This is a genomic window from Thalassotalea fonticola (assembly GCF_032911225.1).
GTDB lineage: Bacteria > Pseudomonadota > Gammaproteobacteria > Enterobacterales > Alteromonadaceae > Thalassotalea_A > Thalassotalea_A fonticola.
The window spans coordinates 1,666,979-1,685,132 of the sequence record NZ_CP136600.1 but is presented as its reverse complement, the minus strand read 5'-3'; the positions used below and the strand labels follow the sequence as shown (position 1 = coordinate 1,685,132).

Annotated in this window: 12 protein-coding genes; 7 read left to right on the top strand and 5 right to left on the bottom strand. The window is 40.2% G+C overall.

Annotated features, from left to right (window positions below; genetic code table 11):
* The first annotated feature begins 41 nt into the window (after window positions 1–41).
* Window positions 42–1,442 (top strand): peptide MFS transporter, encoded by a 1,401-nt coding sequence (locus RI844_RS06810; protein WP_348397690.1) that lies wholly within the window; start codon window positions 42–44, stop codon window positions 1,440–1,442.
* A gap of 344 nt (window positions 1,443–1,786) precedes the next feature.
* Here the strand turns inward: RI844_RS06810 and RI844_RS06805 are convergent, their stop codons facing one another.
* The gene (locus RI844_RS06805) at window positions 1,787–2,434 is read right to left on the bottom strand and encodes an HAD family hydrolase (RefSeq protein ID WP_348397689.1); all 648 of its coding nucleotides are present in this window, start codon (window positions 2,432–2,434) and stop codon (window positions 1,787–1,789) included.
* Between the two features lie 432 nt (window positions 2,435–2,866).
* Here RI844_RS06805 and RI844_RS06800 point away from each other — a divergent pair, with 432 nt between their 5' ends.
* From RI844_RS06800 to RI844_RS06785, 4 genes are read left to right on the top strand one after another with little or no spacing between them, the layout of a single operon-like run.
* Window positions 2,867–6,586: an ATP-binding protein gene (locus tag RI844_RS06800; RefSeq protein ID WP_348397688.1), complete on the top strand. Its 3,720-nt coding sequence runs from the start codon at window positions 2,867–2,869 to the stop codon at window positions 6,584–6,586.
* Window positions 6,583–7,218, top strand: a complete 636-nt coding sequence (locus tag RI844_RS06795) for a hypothetical protein (RefSeq protein ID WP_348397687.1) — start codon at window positions 6,583–6,585, stop codon at window positions 7,216–7,218. Before RI844_RS06800 ends, RI844_RS06795 begins: the two co-directional genes overlap by 4 nt.
* Window positions 7,215–8,432, top strand: a complete 1,218-nt coding sequence (locus RI844_RS06790) for a phosphoenolpyruvate carboxylase (RefSeq protein ID WP_348397686.1) — start codon at window positions 7,215–7,217, stop codon at window positions 8,430–8,432. Before RI844_RS06795 ends, RI844_RS06790 begins: the two co-directional genes overlap by 4 nt.
* A gap of 5 nt (window positions 8,433–8,437) precedes the next feature.
* Entirely contained in the window at window positions 8,438–8,890 is a 453-nt protein-coding gene (locus RI844_RS06785; protein ID WP_348397685.1) for an HNH endonuclease, read from the top strand.
* A 42-nt stretch (window positions 8,891–8,932) separates the two neighbouring features.
* On the opposite strand, the gene RI844_RS06780 is transcribed toward RI844_RS06785, so the two are convergent.
* Genes RI844_RS06780 through RI844_RS06770 form a run of 3 tightly spaced genes read right to left on the bottom strand, consistent with a single transcriptional unit; the run spans window position 8,933 to window position 14,814 of the window.
* Window positions 8,933–10,456, bottom strand: a complete 1,524-nt coding sequence (locus RI844_RS06780; RefSeq protein WP_348397684.1) for an efflux transporter outer membrane subunit — start codon at window positions 10,454–10,456, stop codon at window positions 8,933–8,935.
* Window positions 10,453–13,581 (bottom strand): efflux RND transporter permease subunit, encoded by a 3,129-nt coding sequence (locus RI844_RS06775; protein WP_348397683.1) that lies wholly within the window; start codon window positions 13,579–13,581, stop codon window positions 10,453–10,455. Before RI844_RS06775 ends, RI844_RS06780 begins: the two co-directional genes overlap by 4 nt.
* Before the next feature lie 12 nt (window positions 13,582–13,593).
* Entirely contained in the window at window positions 13,594–14,814 is a 1,221-nt protein-coding gene (locus RI844_RS06770; protein WP_348397682.1) for an efflux RND transporter periplasmic adaptor subunit, read from the bottom strand.
* A 562-nt stretch (window positions 14,815–15,376) separates the two neighbouring features.
* Here RI844_RS06770 and RI844_RS06765 point away from each other — a divergent pair.
* Together RI844_RS06765 and RI844_RS06760 are read left to right on the top strand one after the other, a co-directional pair.
* Window positions 15,377–16,633 (top strand): ammonium transporter, encoded by a 1,257-nt coding sequence (locus tag RI844_RS06765; RefSeq protein WP_348398325.1) that lies wholly within the window; start codon window positions 15,377–15,379, stop codon window positions 16,631–16,633.
* Window positions 16,634–16,874: 241 nt separating this feature from the next.
* Entirely contained in the window at window positions 16,875–17,420 is a 546-nt protein-coding gene (locus RI844_RS06760) for a hypothetical protein (RefSeq protein WP_348397681.1), read from the top strand.
* Between the two features lies 1 nt (window position 17,421).
* On the opposite strand, the gene RI844_RS06755 is transcribed toward RI844_RS06760, so the two are convergent.
* Window positions 17,422–18,153: an SIR2 family NAD-dependent protein deacylase gene (locus RI844_RS06755; RefSeq protein WP_348397680.1), complete on the bottom strand. Its 732-nt coding sequence runs from the start codon at window positions 18,151–18,153 to the stop codon at window positions 17,422–17,424.
* Between the last annotated feature and the right edge of the window lies 1 nt (window position 18,154).

Below are 18,154 nucleotides of genomic sequence, written 5' to 3'. Positions count from 1 at the left end.
AGGCAACACTCCAAAAATAAATTTATAAAAAAGAGAGCGAAATGAATCAATCTTCAACAATACTGGGGCACCCTAAGGGCCTTTTCCTGTTATTTGGTACCGAAATGTGGGAACGTTTCAGTTACTACGGTATGCGCGCTATTTTAGTGTTATATCTTGTTGCCACAGTGCAAAATGGTGGCTTCGGTTGGACCAATGCCGAGGCGTTAAGCTTATACGGCTGGTTTACCATGGCGGTTTATTTAACGCCAGTACTTGGTGGCTGGATTGCCGACAATGTTTTAGGGCAACGTAAAAGTATCATCATCGGTGGTTTATTGATGGCCGCGGGGCATTTTACCTTAGGTACGCCGCACGAATTGGTCGGTGGAAATGCCGAAAATGCCTTTTATCTAGGTTTAGTGCTGTTATGTTGTGGTAACGGTTTATTTAAGCCAAACATTTCAACATTAGTAGGTGATTTGTACGAGCAAGGCGATGTTCGCCGTGATAGTGCATTTACCATTTTCTACATGGGCATAAACATTGGCGCCTTTATTGCGCCACTTGTTATTGGTTATGTAGGTGAAAAAATTGATTGGCAATTAGGCTTTGTTTTTGCTGGTGTTGGTATGCTTATTAGCGTCGCAATGCAATTAACCTTAGCGAAAAAATACCTTGGTGAAATCGGTGTAAAACCTTCAGCTCATGGTATTGCATCAACCGGTGAGGGGGCGGCGAAAGATAAACCATTAACCGCAGAAGAACGTGATCGCGTTAAAGTTATCGTGATCATGAGTATCGTTTCTATCGTTTTCTGGGTAGGTTATGAGCAAGCTGGTGGCCTACTTAACATCTACGCGAAAGATTTTACCGACCGTAATATTTTCGGCTGGGAAATGCCTGCATCATGGCTGCAAGCAGTAAGCGCATTCTTTGTTATTGCTTTTGCTCCTATATTTGCCGGTATCTGGACTAAGCTTGGTGACAAACAACCGCCATCGCCGAAGAAATTCGCTTACAGCTTATTGTTTGTTGGTGTTGGTTTCTTGTTTATGGTTGCGGCAACATTGCAACAAGGTGGAGATTTAGAAGCGAAAGTTAGTGTGCTTTACTTGATCATGACTTACTTATTCCTAGTATTTGGTGAGTTATGTATTTCACCTATTGGCTTATCATTAGTGTCTAAACTTGCGCCAATTAAATACCTGTCTTTATTGATGGGCGTATGGTTTGCTTGCTCTGCAATTGCCAATAAAGTTGCCGGTGTTGTTGGTGGCTTTATTGGGGAAGGGCAAGAGCAAATTAATAATGCCTTTGGTATTTTCGCCGGTCTTACGGTGAGTGGCTTTGTGGCTGGTATTGTTGTGTTCTTTATGGCCGATAAGTTGGTAGATTGGATGCATGGTGCTGAAGATACCGCGCATGTTGAACATAGTGAGCTTGACCAAGATCCAGTTTAATTAACTCTGATAGTAGAAACCGACCATTGTCCTCCCGTACTTGATACGGGGTCTAACGAGAATCGAGAAACTAACCAAAGTTACCACTCCCTGAAACGTGTTCAGGAAGGAAAAACTAGTGGCCGAAACACAATCAGTGTTTCGGCCTTTTTGCACATATTCCACTCCTGTCATTCCCGCACTCAACTCCCTTGTCATTCCCGTGAACGACTCCATGGAAGGAGGAGGTACGACGATATGGATATCGGAGGTAGAACACTGTCGGGAACAAGTGCCGAGAGCGACGTATGGATGCCAAAGCCGAGACGGGAATCAGCTTAATAGATACCTCGAAAGTACATAAATTAAAGAATAAGCGCTGCTAATTCTTTAATTGAATGAACGATAGCTTTTGGATTGCACTCAGTTAAACTGCTTATACAACCAGCACCATGGGTTATTCCGATACTATCAACCCCCGCATGTTCTGCCATTTTAAGGTCGTAGCGACTGTCGCCAATCATTAAAGCGTGTTCAGGTTTAACATCAAGCTCTAACAATATTTGCTCAAGCATTTCAGGGTGAGGCTTAGATTTCGCATCGTCAGAGCTTTTAGTTAAATGAAACAAATGTTTGGTATTTGAAACCGCCAATACTCGTTCTAACCCTTGCCTGCCTTTGCCGGTTGCTACCGCTAATAGTTTCTCTTTGGCGTGCAGTGTTAATAACAATTGCTCAGCATCTTCATACAAAGGCGAAGGCGTAGCATTAATCTCAAGATATTGTTGTTTGTAATGCTTGATTAATTCATCAATTTTTATTTGTTCAATACCCGGGAAAAGAATTTTCGATGCTTGGGTTAAACTTGCGCCAATAATACCTTTTGAAGCACTCTCATCGGGTATTGGTAAATTAACGGCTTGAGCGGCTGCTTGTAATGAATGCACAATTTTATTAATTGAATTCATTAACGTGCCGTCCCAGTCGAAGATGTAAAGTTGGTATTGGTTCATGGTGAATTAAGTATGGAACAGGGGAAAGCGTTAAATTAACAAATCGCGGCTATTGTTGTCTATTGATAATTTAGTCCGAGAAACGAGAGACGAAGAGCAAAGCGAGATCAGGGACTGAGGGGGGAAGTTACCAATATCTAGGTTGGTCTGATTTTAATCGGAGGCAATTCTCGAAGAGGAATTTTTAGTAAAAAAAAAGCACTCGGGTTAGCGAGTGCTTCAAACAACAGATTGGGAGTAAACCGTTAGGTTTTACTGTAGACGCTAATATAGCGAATTGTTATTTCTCGGTCTGTTAACAAATGTTAAAAAACAACCAATTTTTAGCTGTTTTACCGGCAATTAAGCAATTCTTAGGGCGTTACTATTTACACCAAAGCTTGTGAGTCATAAGATACCGTTAATACAATAATAAAGGCTTATTTAAATCCTATGTCTGGCTTAAAACGGATCATTTTAATCGACACTCATCTACCTGGTTTAGTGGAACTAAAGGTAGATGGACACACCAATATATGTGGTACTAATGCCTCGGGTAAAACTACGCTGCAGCGGTTAATTCCGGTGTTCTATGGTGAATCACCAAATAAAGTAGTTCCGGCAACTCGTGATAATTTTCAAACGTGGTATTTACCTAGAGAATCAAGCTTTATCATTTTTGAGTACCAGCGCTTAGATGGCGCTATGTGTATGGCAGTACTAACATCATCAGCTACCGGCGTGATTTATCGATTTATAAGTAAAGGCTTTGATCTCAATGATTTTATTGTTGATGATTTGGTTTCTGAATCTACAGTCGATGCTGATAAAATTTCAAATAAGCGTTCGTTAGCGATTGCCGAAATTATTCGCAATATGCGTCGCAACGATGTCGTTACAAGTAAAAACTTAAACACTAAAGAGTTTCGCGCCATTATTCAAAATGATCGTGCTGTTATGTCGCTTAGTGCTAATAAACGCGATTTACTTGCCATGTCTCGCTATTTTAGCCTATGCGAAGCGGATGCTCGTTTGCGCCATATCGAAAAACTTATCAAAGCCGTGCATTCTAAAGAAGGCAAGATGGAAACCATCAAAGCGATGATCGCGGCCATTTTAGAAGAAGACGGCGTAGAAACACCAACCAATAAAATTTCAAAAGCGCAGGTTGAAGATTGGATCAAAGAATGTTCATTGATCAAACAATTTGACGACTTAATGCCTAAGTACAAAAAATTGCAAAAAGTTAATGCTCAACTTGAGCATACTGAAGTTCGGTTAAGCCAATTAAAACAGCAGTTTTCCGTTGATTTTTCATTGCTGAGTGAGTCTATCGTTACTAGCGATGAGAATCATGGGTCGTATAAATCACACCTAAATGACATTAACAAAAACTTTGAAGTACAACGTGATGAATTAAATCGCGATATTTCTAAAGCGAATGCCGAACAAAAAACCTGTGAAAGTCAGTTAGACAAAATCGAAGATGAATTTAATATTTGGCAAGATAAAGATATTGAAACTCATCAAGCTAATATCGGTAATATCAGCGCTTGGCAGTCACAGTTACAGTCCTTAACAGAGCAACATGCATTACTTACCGAAGAGCATCAAGATATTGAAGCGGCTTATCACAAACGAGAAGCCGAACTTGAGAAAAAGCAAAGCAAAGAAGTTGCGCAGTTAAACAATCAAAAAGACAGCGTTAATAATGAACGACAAAAAGCACAACTAGAAGAGCATCAAGCCGTTGTGCAATTAGTTGCAACGCAAGAGCAGCGCCTTGCGAGTATTAATGTAGATTTTGATCGTCAAATCAATGAATCTAAATTGAATTTGCAAACGGTTAAAACCGAAATTGAATTAAGTGGCCCAACTCAACAAGAACAGCAATCACTTGCACTGCAAGAAGCTAATTTTGAACAAGCGCAGCATGAAGAAGATCAATCACGTAGTAAGTTACAAGAACTACAAGAACAACTACAACAGGCAAAGTATCAGCAAATCGGCAGCAATGAGCACTTAAATAATAGTCGCGCAAACGTAAAGTCGGCAGAGCAACAAGTGGCAAAAATACACTCTTGGCTAAACCCTGACGACAATACGCTGCTAAGCTTTTTACGACAAGAGTATAAAGGTTGGGAGCAAACCGTTGGTAAGGTGATCAGTCCTGATTTATTAGAACGCAGCGATCTATCACCAACGTTACTTGATAATAGCGAGCAGCAAACACTGAGCTTATTTGGCATGCATATCGACACCCATGCAATTGCTGAAAGTGAGTTACTGCAAAGCGAAGAACAGTTGCGGCAGCAGTTAACGCAAGCCGAATTACAATTAGCCAACTATAGAGACAAGCAGCTCGAATGTGAGCAAGCATTAACAGCTGTTAATGAACAAACACGCGATTTGGAACAACAACAAACGCAGTTGTATTCTCAATGCCAATTTAAACAACAAGGCCGAGTTCGAACCGGCGAAGATCTTGCCCAATTAAAAGCTGAGCTTAAACAAGCGTTACTCGAGCGTAAGCAAAAACGCGAGAAGGCATTAACGCAATTACAATCGGCCTTAGATAAATTATTGCAAAATAAACAAAATGCAATCGAAGAACACAAAGACCAATGTCATGATGAAAAAATGGAACATGAGATGCATTGGCAGCAAGTGCTTGGCATTATTGAGCAAAAACTAGCGTCAATAAACGAATTGATTATTGCCTCGGCTACTCAATACAAAGAAGGCCTAAAGGCTTGTAAAAAATGGTACAAGGACGAATTAGCCAATAGAGATGTTGATGTTGAACAAATCGCCTCGCTAAAACAGCAATTATCGAAAATTAAGGATGATATTGACATAACCAACAAGCATCGAGACAGCGTTAACGACTACGTACGTTGGTTTGATGAAATCTTCACCAAACAAAAAGCCAGTTATGTAACAGAGCTGTCTAAAGCGAAACAAGTAAAAGCCAATGCTGAGCGTTTATTTAGTGAAAAATTAAGTACCTACAAACGCCAAAAGCAACAATTACAAGAGCAAATAGAGCAACTTGAAAAGGCATTGCAAGAACAAAAAGAGTTGGCAAATGGTATTAATCAGCTCAAACCGCAGTTTGCTTTACTGAACCTACCGCACGTTGAATTGGTTGAGGAAACGTCAACCGTTAATGCTCGTTTGCAAGAAGGCCGGGAATTATTTGAAGCACAGCGCCGTGCCAGTCAAGATATTGATTCATTTGTAAGTTATTTTGATAACGCGATAGGACAAAAGTCGGGAATAAGCTTAACGGAAACTTGGGAGCATGCTCGTCTTCAATGTTTAAAAGAAAATCCGCAAGGCATTGAAGTATTAGATTCGCGTAAAATGGTCACTGAATTAGAGACGCTATTAACTGTCTTGGTGCCGCAACATCTTGCCGGCGTGCGTAATAATGGCTTGAATTTTGGCAATGATCTTACCCAGTATTACAACGTATTATCAGACATTGATAAACGTATTAGCTCGCAATCAAAGCGGATCAGTAAAGAAGTTGATCATGAGCTATTTTTAGATGGTGTGTCTGAGTCAATGGTAAAAATTCGCTCAAAAATTGCAGAGTTTGATTTTTGGCCAAAACTGCTGCGCTTTAACCAACTCCATTATGCTTGGTTAAATGATCAAAATGCGACGTTACCAGATGAAGAGTACATGCAAACGATCCGTGAAGTACTGGAAGTATTAGGTAAAGCAACCGTAAGTCGCGGTATCAGCCAATTACTTGATATAGAATTGCACTTAAAAGAAGGCAATTCTGACTTGATCATTCGAACGGATCGACAGTTAAATGAATCATCTAGCCATGGTATGGCCTATTTGATTTTATGTAAGTTCTTATTGGCATTTACCCGTTTGTTACGCGGTAATTCACAAGCGATAATTCATTGGCCAATTGATGAAATAGGTACTTTAGCCAATAAAAACGTGAAAAAAATATTTGATGCCTGTAAAGCAAATAACATTACCGTGTTAGGCGCGTTTCCTAATCCTGAGTCTGATGTATTGTACTTTTTTGAAAATCGTTATTTGATTGATAAAAATGCCAAGCAACAAAAATTACGCATGGTCCAACCAAAGGTAAAACGCATTAGTGAACTTATTAAGCAACATAAGCAAGCAGAGGAGTTAGTATGATCTCTTTACAAGGGCAGGTCATGGAAACCTTATTGGCCGGTGGTTTTATTTGTAAAACATCGGATGAGCTTAGCTTTAATTTTCTGCAAAATAGTGAAAACTACGCCAAGGTAGAACAACAACTTAATCTAATGAATCGTACTATTGCCAGTAGCAATGAAGGTGACGTTCTTTTTTGCGCTTATCAAGTTATTGATGATGAAGAACGCAAAGTAGTAAGCCAACAGTTTCGCGATTTTAGCTCTTCCCTTTTACCCTTGATAGAATGGTTAGTGTTAGTGCAAGAAGCAAAGGGTGACACAGCGCCATTAAGTGAAGGCGTAGTAATACGGTTAAATGAATTACAATCGGTTATTGAAGATACACCTGCATTTAAAGAGCAATTGGCAAAAATTGCGAAATATTCGCTTTTTAATTCTACCTCCAGTGCCATTGACGCGCAGATAAAACTTATTTTTAGACGATTAACCGAATTGGGTTATTTATTAAGACCAAACCCTGATACGCAAATTTATATCGCCACCGGTAAAGTTGACTATTTATTTGAAGTGATACGCTTTATTGATGACAGTGAAAATTTAAAACTTGCCGAGCAAGCCGAAGATGCGATTAAGCAAGGGGACTTACTGTGAGTCAAACCTTGCAAGTTGCAGGCACTAAGTTTTTAAAAGTATTAGCGAAGCATGCTGACGTGATTATGCTGGCCTATTTATCAGGGCGGATCAGTGATTTAGACTTTGATGCTAAAGTACTTGATAAACTGATAGAGGCCGGCATACTTTGGCGACCAGAGCCGGGTGAAGATCTACGCCTGCGCAGTTCTATTCGCGGCTTGTTAGAAAACAACTTACGTGATGAGCGTAATCGCCAACTTGATGCAAACATAGGTTCGAAATTAGCCGCGATAAAAACCGTAACATCCCATTATAAAGAAGCGTTACATCATCAAAACTTGGCGGAATCTGAAGTTTATCTAGAAGATTTAACCGAGCAAGTATATGGCTTAGTTGATAGTTTAAAGCAGAATGTACGTAATTTATGGCGCCGTATCCATAATGAATTTGGTTATGTGGCTTCAATAAACGCTAAAATCCGAGAAAACGAATTAGCGCAAAGTCAGCTTACTGATATGCGTAAACAGCTCGAAATGTTCCAATTTGACGAACTTGCCAATATTGCTGGTTCTTCAAGAGAATTAAGGCGCTTATTGGTCGTACAACTGCAACGAAACCACAGCGAAATTAGCCAGGAACTGGCCATTGTGCAATCAAAGCTTATCGACTTATTAGGTAAGTTTCGAGAATATTTACACCGCTCTCAGTTACTTAAAGGCTTTGTTTTACACCACCAGCAAAATCCTGATTATAAAATTAAAGACTATAGTCAGCTGCATAATGTAGCAAAACTATTCAAGCAATCCCGTAGTGTGATTGCACCAGCTCATGTTGATGTAAACAATATCGACCATGAACACGTTTATGGCCAAATTGTGAGTAAACTCCGTCAAGTAAATCACAATAAAGCAGACAGCGATAAACGTAAATCGCAACAGTTTAATATTGATGATATAGAGTCTATTGAGATTGAAAACGATGCAATTAAATCGGCCGTTGAATCATATTTCTGTGAAGTAGTTAATTCAAATGAACGTTTATCAGCACTAGAATACCACCATTTACAAACGTTAGAGTTTGATAAAGAAGTATGGGTATATGGAGTGCTTAACGGTTATCAAGGCTTAAGCGCCGACGAGCAGGAGTTTTTCGAAATAGATACCGAAGGTTATCCGCACCCGATATTTAATGGTAACTATATTATTGAAGACGTCGAGTTAGGGCGAAAGTAATAATAATGTTTAATGTAAGCTTTTTTATAAATAATCAACGACTTAAGTCTAAGTCGTACAAAACCCAAAAGGGTGCGTATAAAGCTATTTATCGCCACTTTGTAGATAATTCAGCAGCCAGCTTCATTCATGCAATATTAACCTCACCAGAGCTTGGCAGTGAAAACTATACCCATATAGAACAAGTTCCCTTTGATGAACCTTCTCCGATAAGCTTTTCATTAAGCAAAGAGTGGATAAAGGTAAGAGCGCAAGCACTCGCACGGGACAAGTCATGTTGCCAAATTTGTGGGGCAAGCAAGACTGTTGATAACAACGTCGTACTTGAAGTTGATCATATAAAAGAGCGCGCAACTCATCCTGAATTGGCCTTGCAGTTAAGTAATTTACAAACACTGTGTTCAGTTTGTCATCGCGCCAAAACCAATAATTTCATTGGTAAAAAAGATAATCAGTGATGATGAAGGCAGTAGCCTTGCTAAAAAACGAAATGCTGAAAATTAATTTTCGGGCATTTCAGCTGTTTGCGGCACTACCGGCATTTGGTTATTAATAACATTGCTTTGTTGCTCTACTGCGCTGTCGATATCTTCTACATTATTTAATGCTTGCTGATAACCTGCTGCATCCCAACCACCTCCTAACGCTTTATAAAGGCCTACAAATGATGTTTGTAAACTTTCGGCAGCTGATGAAAAATCTTGTTGTGATTTAGCCTGGTTTCGCTGTGCATCAAGTACATCGATATAACCGATCACACCATTACTGTAACGTAAATTTGCGATACGTAGATACTCATTAGTTGCGCTTAGAAGATCGCGTTTTAAGTAATATTCAGTACGGTTTTTATCCACATTTTCAATGGCTTCAGCCGACTCTCTAAAGGAAACAAATATAGCTTTACGATAATTGAGGATAGCTTCACGATATTCAGAGGTAACTTTATCAACATTTGCGGTTGTTGTTCCCCAATTAAATAACGGCATCGAAATATCTGCACCTATTTCCCAATATTCTGCATCGTCGAGCAGGTCATCTATTTCTAAACTTTTAGCGCCAAAGTTACCGACTAAGCTGATGTTAGGGAAATAATCGGCCTGTGCTACTCCTATTGCCGCGGTTGCTGCATGAAGCTTGCGCTCTTGCGAGATAACATCAGGACGACGTTTTAATAATTCAGATGGTAACCCTACAGGCAGCGATTCTCGATCTAAATTGTTCGGATTGCGAGCAGGGATCTCAAGTTTTTTAGGGGACTGATCGAGCAATATTGACAGTTGGTACATGCTTGAGTTGAGCGAGTTGTGCAATGCTGGCAATTTCAGCTTTTCTTGCATTAATTCCACATTACTTTGACTAACATCCAATCCAGAAATAATACCTTGTTGGTGTCGTAATTCAGTTATTCGTTTCGATCGTTCACGAGCGAGAATATTGTTATTGGTTAGCTGTATCTGATTTTGAGCATCTTGAATTTTATAATACAGCTCTGCAACTTGCGCGATCAATGATATTCTTGAACCGTAAAAATCGGCTTGCATTGCCTGTAAATTGGCGATGTCGGCCTCATTGCTGCGACGCAATTTTCCCCATAGGTCAAGCTCCCACGATACATTAGCCGTCAATTTAAATTCATTGTCTATTTTTGGATCTGAGGTTAATGCTTTACTGGTTTTCTCACGATCGGCGTCAAATGTCAGATCAAAATTTGGTAGAAACTGGCTGTCACTTTCCACTAAACCTATTTGTGCGCGGTACACCCGTTCGCTGGCAATTTTTAGGTCAATATTATTGTCTAGTGCTTGTTGAATGAAGCGTTGCAATGCCGGGTCTTGATAAAATGATTGCCAATTCAATGTTGCCATCGAGGTACCTGCCTGCGCAGCATCATTGTCGAATTGCCATGAAGGTAATTCTTCTGGTGTTACTTCAGGCGCTTTTTGATAGTCAGGGCCAATAGCACAACCTGATAATATGACTGTTGCAAGCACTAAATAGCTTGGCTTTAATGATAGGTTACTCATGACTGGGCCTCCTTATCTGCTGAGCTGAATTTTTGTTTGATGTTTTCGGCAAAACTGACAAAGATGACAAAAAATAATGGTACTAAAACAATCCCTACTGTGGTCGCTGCTATCATGCCGCCAAGTGTACCTGTTGAAATTGATTGCCTGGCTTGTGCACCAGGTCCCATGGAAATAACTAAAGGCAATATGCCTAAAATAAACGATACAGAGGTCATTACAATAGGGCGAAAGCGTTGTTCTGCCGCTTCAATTGCCGCTTGTTTAATGGTGCGGCCGTGCTCTTGATGCAGGCTTTTGGCGAACTCGACAATTAAAATAGAATTTTTTGCGGAGAAACCCACCAACGCTACCGCCGATATTTGAAAGAACAGGTTGTTTTCAATGCCAACTAACCAGGCAATAATTGCCGCTCCAGCTAAGGCAATTGGCACAATTAACAGCACAGGAATAGGGATCACCCAGCTTTCATATAATGCAGCAAGGAATAAATAGATAAATACCACGGCAAGTAGCATTGCTGAGCCAGCCTGACCACTGGCATTCTTTTCTTGGTATGACATGCCTGTCCATTCGTAAGCAAAGCCATCGGGTAACTCTTCAATTGCTAACTTCTCTATTGCAGCCATCGCTTGCCCTGAACTATAGCCTTGGGCAGGCGTGCCGCCAATGCTCGCACTCGTGAACAAGTTGTGACGGCTTATATTACCTGCACCAGCACCGTACTCTATTTTAGCTAACATAGATAATGGGATTAACGCGCCCGTGCCAGACTTTATATAAAAACGTGATAAATCTTCTGGCCGGCGTCTAAATTCAGCTTCTGCCTGAACTTTTACTTTGTAAGTACGACCAAACATATTAAAGTCACTCGCCGAGGTTGAGCCGGTCAGTTGTTTTAATAGTGTATTTAAATCCGACAATTTTACGCCGTAGGTTTTTACCATTTCACGATCAACAATTAGCTTTAGCATAGGTATGTCACCACTTAAGGTGCTGTTAATATTGCCAATTTCAGGTAAAGCCTGTGCTTTTTGAAGGAACGTTTTTGCTATTTCATTTAAACCCTCTGAGTTGGCGCCACTGCGATCTTGCAATTCAAATGAAAAGCCACTGCGCTCGCCCATACCTGCGATGGCAGGCGGTTGAAATACCTTGTAAGTGAGTTCAGGGTAGCTGGCAATTATTTTACCAACATCAATCATGGTTTTATCCATGGTGTAGTCTGATCTGTCGTCCCAGGGTTTCAACATTATTTGAAAGTAAGCGTTCTCTTCACCTGAGCCATTACTCAGGTTTTCACCTGTTAAAGTAATAATTTGCTCAATCGCAGGGTGTGCGGTTAATTCTTTTTCAATGTTAAACGTAGTTTTTGCTGTACGTGCTACTGCTGTGCCTGGTTGCAGTTGTATATCCGCATAAAACATGCCGGTATCTTCAAGGGGCATAAAACCGGAAGGTAATTGTTTGAAAATTATTAAACCGACAGAAAAAATAGCAACAAATAATACAACAGAACGTGCCGTGCGTTTTATTGCCGCAGCAACATAACTGCTGTATTTACTGGTTAGGGTATCAATTTTTTTGTTAAACCAATTAAATATTGGCAGAGATTTTTTTTCTGGTTTCATTAATAGTGCACATAGTGCCGGACTTAAGGTGAGTGCAACTATGGTTGAAATGAGTACTGCCACCGTTAACGTTATCGCGAATTCTTTGTAAAGCTCGCCCGATATGCCTCCTAAAAAAGCCACAGGTAAAAATACCGCGGCTAGCACCATTGAGGTTGCAATGAGTGCACCAGTTAACTCTTTCATCGCAATTGACGTTGCTTGCGCTGCATTGATGGCTTTTTCTTGCATGATACGCTCAACGTTTTCGACCACAACAATCGCATCATCTACAACTAAGCCGATGGCTAACACCATTGCCAATAAACTAATGGTATTGATTGAAAACCCAAAAGCCGCTAAAAAGGTAAAGGTACCAATAATTGACACCGGCGCCGCCAACATAGGAATGATAGTGGTGCGCCAATCCTGTAAAAATAAAAACACCACCGCAGACACTAATAATAATGCCTCTATTAATGTGATAACCACTTCACTGATCGCTGCTTCAATAAAAACCGACGTGTCGTACGCTATTTCATAACTGATCCCGCTAGGAAATTGACCCGATAATTTAGTCATCGTAGTTCTGACTTCTTCGGCAACTTCCAGCGCATTTGCGCCCGGTAATAACAGCAAAGCAGCTATGGCCGCGCTTTGTCCGTTATGCTGTGATATTAGCTTATAAGCACTGGCACCCAGTTCCACTCTAGCTACATCTCTGAGTCGAATTAATGCACCATTGTCGGTGGCTTGAATTATTATATTGCCAAAAGACTCTGCATCTTTTAATTTGCCCGATGCGTTTATGGTAAGAGATAAATTGATGTCACCATCGGCTGGTTGACTACCTAATGACCCTGCCGCAGCATTGGCATTCTGTTCTTTTATGGCGTCAACCACATCACTCGGTGTTAAACCATATGAGGCAAGGTCATCTGGACGTAACCAAACCCGCATTGAATAAGTACGAGCACCGACATTTCGTACCTTAGCAACGCCGGGGATACGTTTTAATGCTTGCTGAATTTGCAAGGTTACGAAGTTACTTAAATATAAATCGTCAAAGCGTGCTTCACTGGAGCGTAATATCAAGGTCATTAACGGTACGGTTGAGGTTTTTTCAACGGTGACACCATCGGTAATAACATCGCCGGGTAAGTCACTTTCCGCTTGTTTTACTTTGTTTTGTACATCAATCGCGGCAAAGTCAGGATTAGTGCCAACATCAAAGGTTATTTTTATTTTAGAGCTACCACCGTTATTACTACTTGATGTCATATACAGCATATTCGGTACACCGTTAACTTTTTGCTCTAACGGTATAGAAACAGATTCAGCGGTTATTGCGGCTGTAGCACCACCATAACTCCCTGAAATTGTTACTTGTGGCGGCGATATATTGGGATATTGATCAATCGGCATTTTAAAAATAGATACAATGCCCACCAGCAAAATAATTATTGATAAAACCGAAGCAAACACCGGGCGTTTAATGCAATATTGTGAAATCACTAAAATTCTCCCTTATTGTTCTTTGGCTTTAGCTGGCTTTTCTGCCGCTTTTTTCTGGGATTTATTTTCAGCTTCTTGTGCTTTTTTTGCTGCCTCTTCAATGTCTTTTGCCATAGTGGCAATAACATGACTGCCATGTTGTACTTTGTGAGTCCCTTCCAGTACTACTTTTTCGCCATTGCTTAAACCGCTTTGTACTAAAAAGTTGCCGCCTACATTACGTCCTAATACAACAAAACGACGTTCTATAGTGCTATCTGGCAAAACTACATACACAAAGGAGCCACTTTGTTCAAACTTTACTGCTTGTTCTGGCAGTAATAAGCTGTTGTCGAGTTGATCAAGTTGAATACGGGCTTTGGTGTATTGTCCCGGTAGTAGTTCTCTGTCTGGGTTGATAATTTCAGCTCTGGCGGTAAATGTTGCCGTTTCTTGATTTGCCTTAGGTGCAGTGAATTTCATCTGCCCTAAGTGCGGATACTCACTGCCGTCAGGCAATGTAATAGTAACTAAGCCTTCAACTGAGGTTCCTTCAACATCAGCTTTAAATTTTTCATAATAACTTTTTAGTCGACGTCTGGCTTGCAAGTAATCTAATGTGGTCATTTGAAATTCGATAAACAGTGGATCCACTTTTTGTACATTGGTCAGTAACGAAATACCCGACCCGCCGACTAACGCACCTATGTCGGCGTTTGATGCACTGACCACACCTGATATTGGCGCGCGTATTTGGGTGTAGCTCAATTCTAATTCGGATTGTTGTAGTGATGCTTCTGCTGATTTCAAGCTTGCTTGCGCACTGTCGACATCCGCGTAGGCATTATCTAAATCAAGCTGACTGGATGCGTCTTGTTCATATAGAGGTTTAATTCTTTTTACATCTCGGTTTGCTTTTGCTAACGCATTTTTAGCTTGAATGTGACTTGCCTGAGCACTGGCAAGTGCTGCTTGATATGGACCATCATCAATAGAATAGAGCAATCTGTCTTTAGTCACGAAACTACCTTCGACAAAATGCTGCTGTTCAAGATAACCTTCTACTCTTGCGCGTACTTCAACATCAAGAGATGCTTGGGTATTGGCAATATAATGACCATACAAAGGAATATTATCTTGGCTGAGTTGGGTTACGATCACTTCAACTTTTTCCGGAACGGCTATTTCAGGTTCGCTACAGGCGATTAAAATAAATAAAGTTGATATGAGGGGAAAAAGTTTTAGCGCGTTCATATGAATTGCTCCAGCCACTGTTATTTTTACTTTTAGCTAAATTATAGGTTGTTTAAGCGCAATAGATTAAAGCGTTACGCAATGTTTTTATTATCGCCAACTTCTAATCTGGATCCGTTGCTCTTTTATAGTTAATTGTTAATCAGTAAACAACCATGCTTGTATAATGTTAGCAGATAAATAAATAAAAAAGTTATTAAGATCAATAAGTCGCAAAGTTTATCTGCAATAAAATTTAACATACTAATATCTACAGGGAGGTATTACTATTGAATACTAGTTGCTAGTCAACATCTGTTTAATAGCTAATTATTTTCTAAAAAGGGAGGTGTTTGTTCTGGATATTTAAGTTGCTAACTAAAAGTTAGTGAGATTTTATTTATCTAATAACGAATTATTATTAAATAAAGTTGAATTTTTATTGGTTTGGCTTGATGCAAGTTATCTCTCATGGTTGAATGGTTAAAACAAGTAGAACTAACATCAATAAAATAAAAATTAGCCACAGATAACTCACTGAATAATTATGAAATTAAAAATATTAACTCTTATCGCATTATTTATGCCATCCCTTGCATTTGCCAGCCATAGTCCACTAAGCGGTGCTAACACATCCTGGATTTTAACCTCTACGGCGTTAGTGCTCTTTATGACATTGCCTGGCTTAGCATTATTTTATGGCGGCTTGGTTCGCTCAAAAAATGTTCTGTCAATTTTAATGCAATGTTTTGCCATTGCCGGTTTGGCCTCTATTTTATGGCTTTTGGTCGGTTATTCACTAGCCTTTGGCGAAGGCAATGCGTATATCGGCGATTTTTCAAAGGTACTGATGGTAGGTATAACGAGAGATACCCTGTCTGGTGATATTCCAGAAGGGTTATTTATGTTGTTTCAAATGACCTTCGCGATTATTACTCCAGCGCTAATTATTGGTGGCTTTGCTGAGCGCATGAAGTTTACCGCAGTGTTATTGTTTAGTGGTTTATGGTTGCTGGCTGTTTATGCGCCTGTTACTCACTGGGTATGGGGCGGTGGTTGGTTAGGTCAAATGGGCCTTTATGATTTTGCCGGTGGTACTGTTGTTCATATTACCGCAGGTGTGGCGGCACTAGTTGCAGCGCTGGTTTTAGGGCCTCGCAGAGGGTTCCCTAAAACACCAATGATGCCACATAATTTGACCATGACCGTAACTGGCGCAGGTATGTTATGGGTTGGCTGGTTTGGCTTTAATGGTGGTAGTGCCTTAGCGGCAAATGGTGATGCTGCTATGGCCATGTTGGTGACTCATATTTCAGCATCTACCGGCGCATTAACGTGGGCAGCTATTGAGTGGAAAAAATTTGGCAAAGCCAGTGTGTTAGGCGCGGTAACTGGTATGGTTGCCGGTTTAGGTACTATCACTCCTGCATCTGGTTTTGTTGGGCCGGGCGGTGCGCTTATTATCGGTTTATCTGCTGGTATTGTGTGTTTTTACTGTACGGTTTATATCAAACAAAAACTTAAAATAGATGACTCTTTAGATGTATTCCCAGTGCATGGTGTGGGTGGTATTTTAGGAACATTTTTAGCTGGGATTTTCTCTGCAACTACATTAGGGGCGTTTAGCGGTTACGGTTTTGCCGATGGTATCAGTACTATGGGTGAGCAAGTAATGGTGCAATTAACCGGTATTGGTGCAACGTTTGTGTATACGGCTATTGTTACTTACGTGTTGCTAAAACTTGTTGGTATGATGACCGGTGGTCTACGGGTATCGGAAGAGCAAGAAGAGCAGGGCTTGGATCAAGTAGAACACGATGAATCAGGTTATAGTTTGTAAACATTCAATTTATTACTAGACTAATAATGACGCCTTCAATGATTATCATAATTATTGAAGGCTTTTTTAATTCAGGGATGAATTAACTTAGAATTGCCATGGACGGTTTGAATTCTGTTGCTTCAGGGACGAAGGAATGCCAACATAACATGGATGTTTCAATGTTGGTTCAATTCAGGGATGAATCAACTTAGAATTGCCATGGACGGTTAAAATTCTGTTAACTAAGGAGGGGGGGATATTGAAGTATTTAATGATAGTGCTGATGTTATTTACATTTGCAGCTAACGCATATTTGCCTGAGCCTGTGTATGATGTAAAAACCGACTTTGAAGATAAAGATGACAATAATTATGGTGTGCTCATTGGCTTTTCTGAAGGCAATAATAACCATGAAAAAGTCTATACCATAGGCATTAGTAAACGAGATGACAATATCATAACAAAATTTAGTTTTATGGTTATTGATGATGATTTGAGTGAAAGTGGCGAATGGGATTTAACCGTAGATTATCACTTCATGCCACACCAGCTTATTACTCCTTATGTTGGTGTGGGCTTTGGTGCACGATACTTTCAAGAATGTCAGCAATATGCTTCAGGACACTCTTTAGAGTATGATTGCGATGAAAGGAATGGCGCTTTGACTGCTTTCCCGGAAGCTGGTTTAAGCCTCAAATTTCATAATAATGTTAGCTTAGCGGTTAATTACCGCTATCATTACCACGCATTTACCTCGACCCCAGATTTTTCAGCTATAGGGATTAATATTCTTACCTATTTTTAACTCAGCATGCAGCTTTCTGGATATATTCAGATGCTTTCATTTTATGATAAGTCACATGCTGGTAGGGCAACTCAATAGGCGCAGGATCAACAATTTCAATCGGGATACGGTTATTTATGCCCGCACGCAAGGCCATTTGAGTAATGTTAACGCTAAACGAAGTGCCGATGAAGACCATTTTTTCAGCTGCCATCATTCGCTGTTCTGCTTCAGTAATACGATACAAGTCGGTGTAGTATTCATCAAATAACAGTACATAGGGTTTAAAAGATTGATTCAGTATCGGCCGTTTGGTTTGTTGATTAATCTTGAATATTTCCAACAACGATAGCAGTAAATGATTTGGGTCTACGTCCTCCCAAGGAGTAGTAATACAAGCTACATCATCGCCTTGGTGGTGGTAAAGCGTCATTTGATCAAGTCGGCCATGAATCGCAATGTAATCTTTGTTTCCGGCTTTACCATCTAAACCATCAATGTTTTGGGTAATAAGATTTTTATCGCTTAACCAACGATGAACCTCATTTGGACCATGGTTTCTGTAGGTAGCAAAACGATGGTAGTACCAAGATAAAAAATCTACTGGATTATTTTCATACATAGCGCGAGTCGCCATCTCCATTGGCGTATAGTTTTTACTACCAATGGTCCAAAAACCATCTTCACCGCGAAAGGTGGGGATGCCACTTTCTGCAGATACACCAGCGCCGGTGATATATAAAGTATTTGCCATG

Coding starts and splice junctions, on each gene's coding strand:
- RI844_RS06810 (WP_348397690.1), top strand. CDS start 42: ATGAATCAATCTTCAACAATACTGGGGCACCCTAAGGGCCTTTTCCTG.
- RI844_RS06805 (WP_348397689.1), bottom strand. CDS start 2,434: ATGAACCAATACCAACTTTACATCTTCGACTGGGACGGCACGTTAATG.
- RI844_RS06800 (WP_348397688.1), top strand. CDS start 2,867: ATGTCTGGCTTAAAACGGATCATTTTAATCGACACTCATCTACCTGGT.
- RI844_RS06795 (WP_348397687.1), top strand. CDS start 6,583: ATGATCTCTTTACAAGGGCAGGTCATGGAAACCTTATTGGCCGGTGGT.
- RI844_RS06785 (WP_348397685.1), top strand. CDS start 8,438: ATGTTTAATGTAAGCTTTTTTATAAATAATCAACGACTTAAGTCTAAG.
- RI844_RS06780 (WP_348397684.1), bottom strand. CDS start 10,456: ATGAGTAACCTATCATTAAAGCCAAGCTATTTAGTGCTTGCAACAGTC.
- RI844_RS06770 (WP_348397682.1), bottom strand. CDS start 14,814: ATGAACGCGCTAAAACTTTTTCCCCTCATATCAACTTTATTTATTTTA.
- RI844_RS06765 (WP_348398325.1), top strand. CDS start 15,377: ATGCCATCCCTTGCATTTGCCAGCCATAGTCCACTAAGCGGTGCTAAC.
- RI844_RS06755 (WP_348397680.1), bottom strand. CDS start 18,153: ATGGCAAATACTTTATATATCACCGGCGCTGGTGTATCTGCAGAAAGT.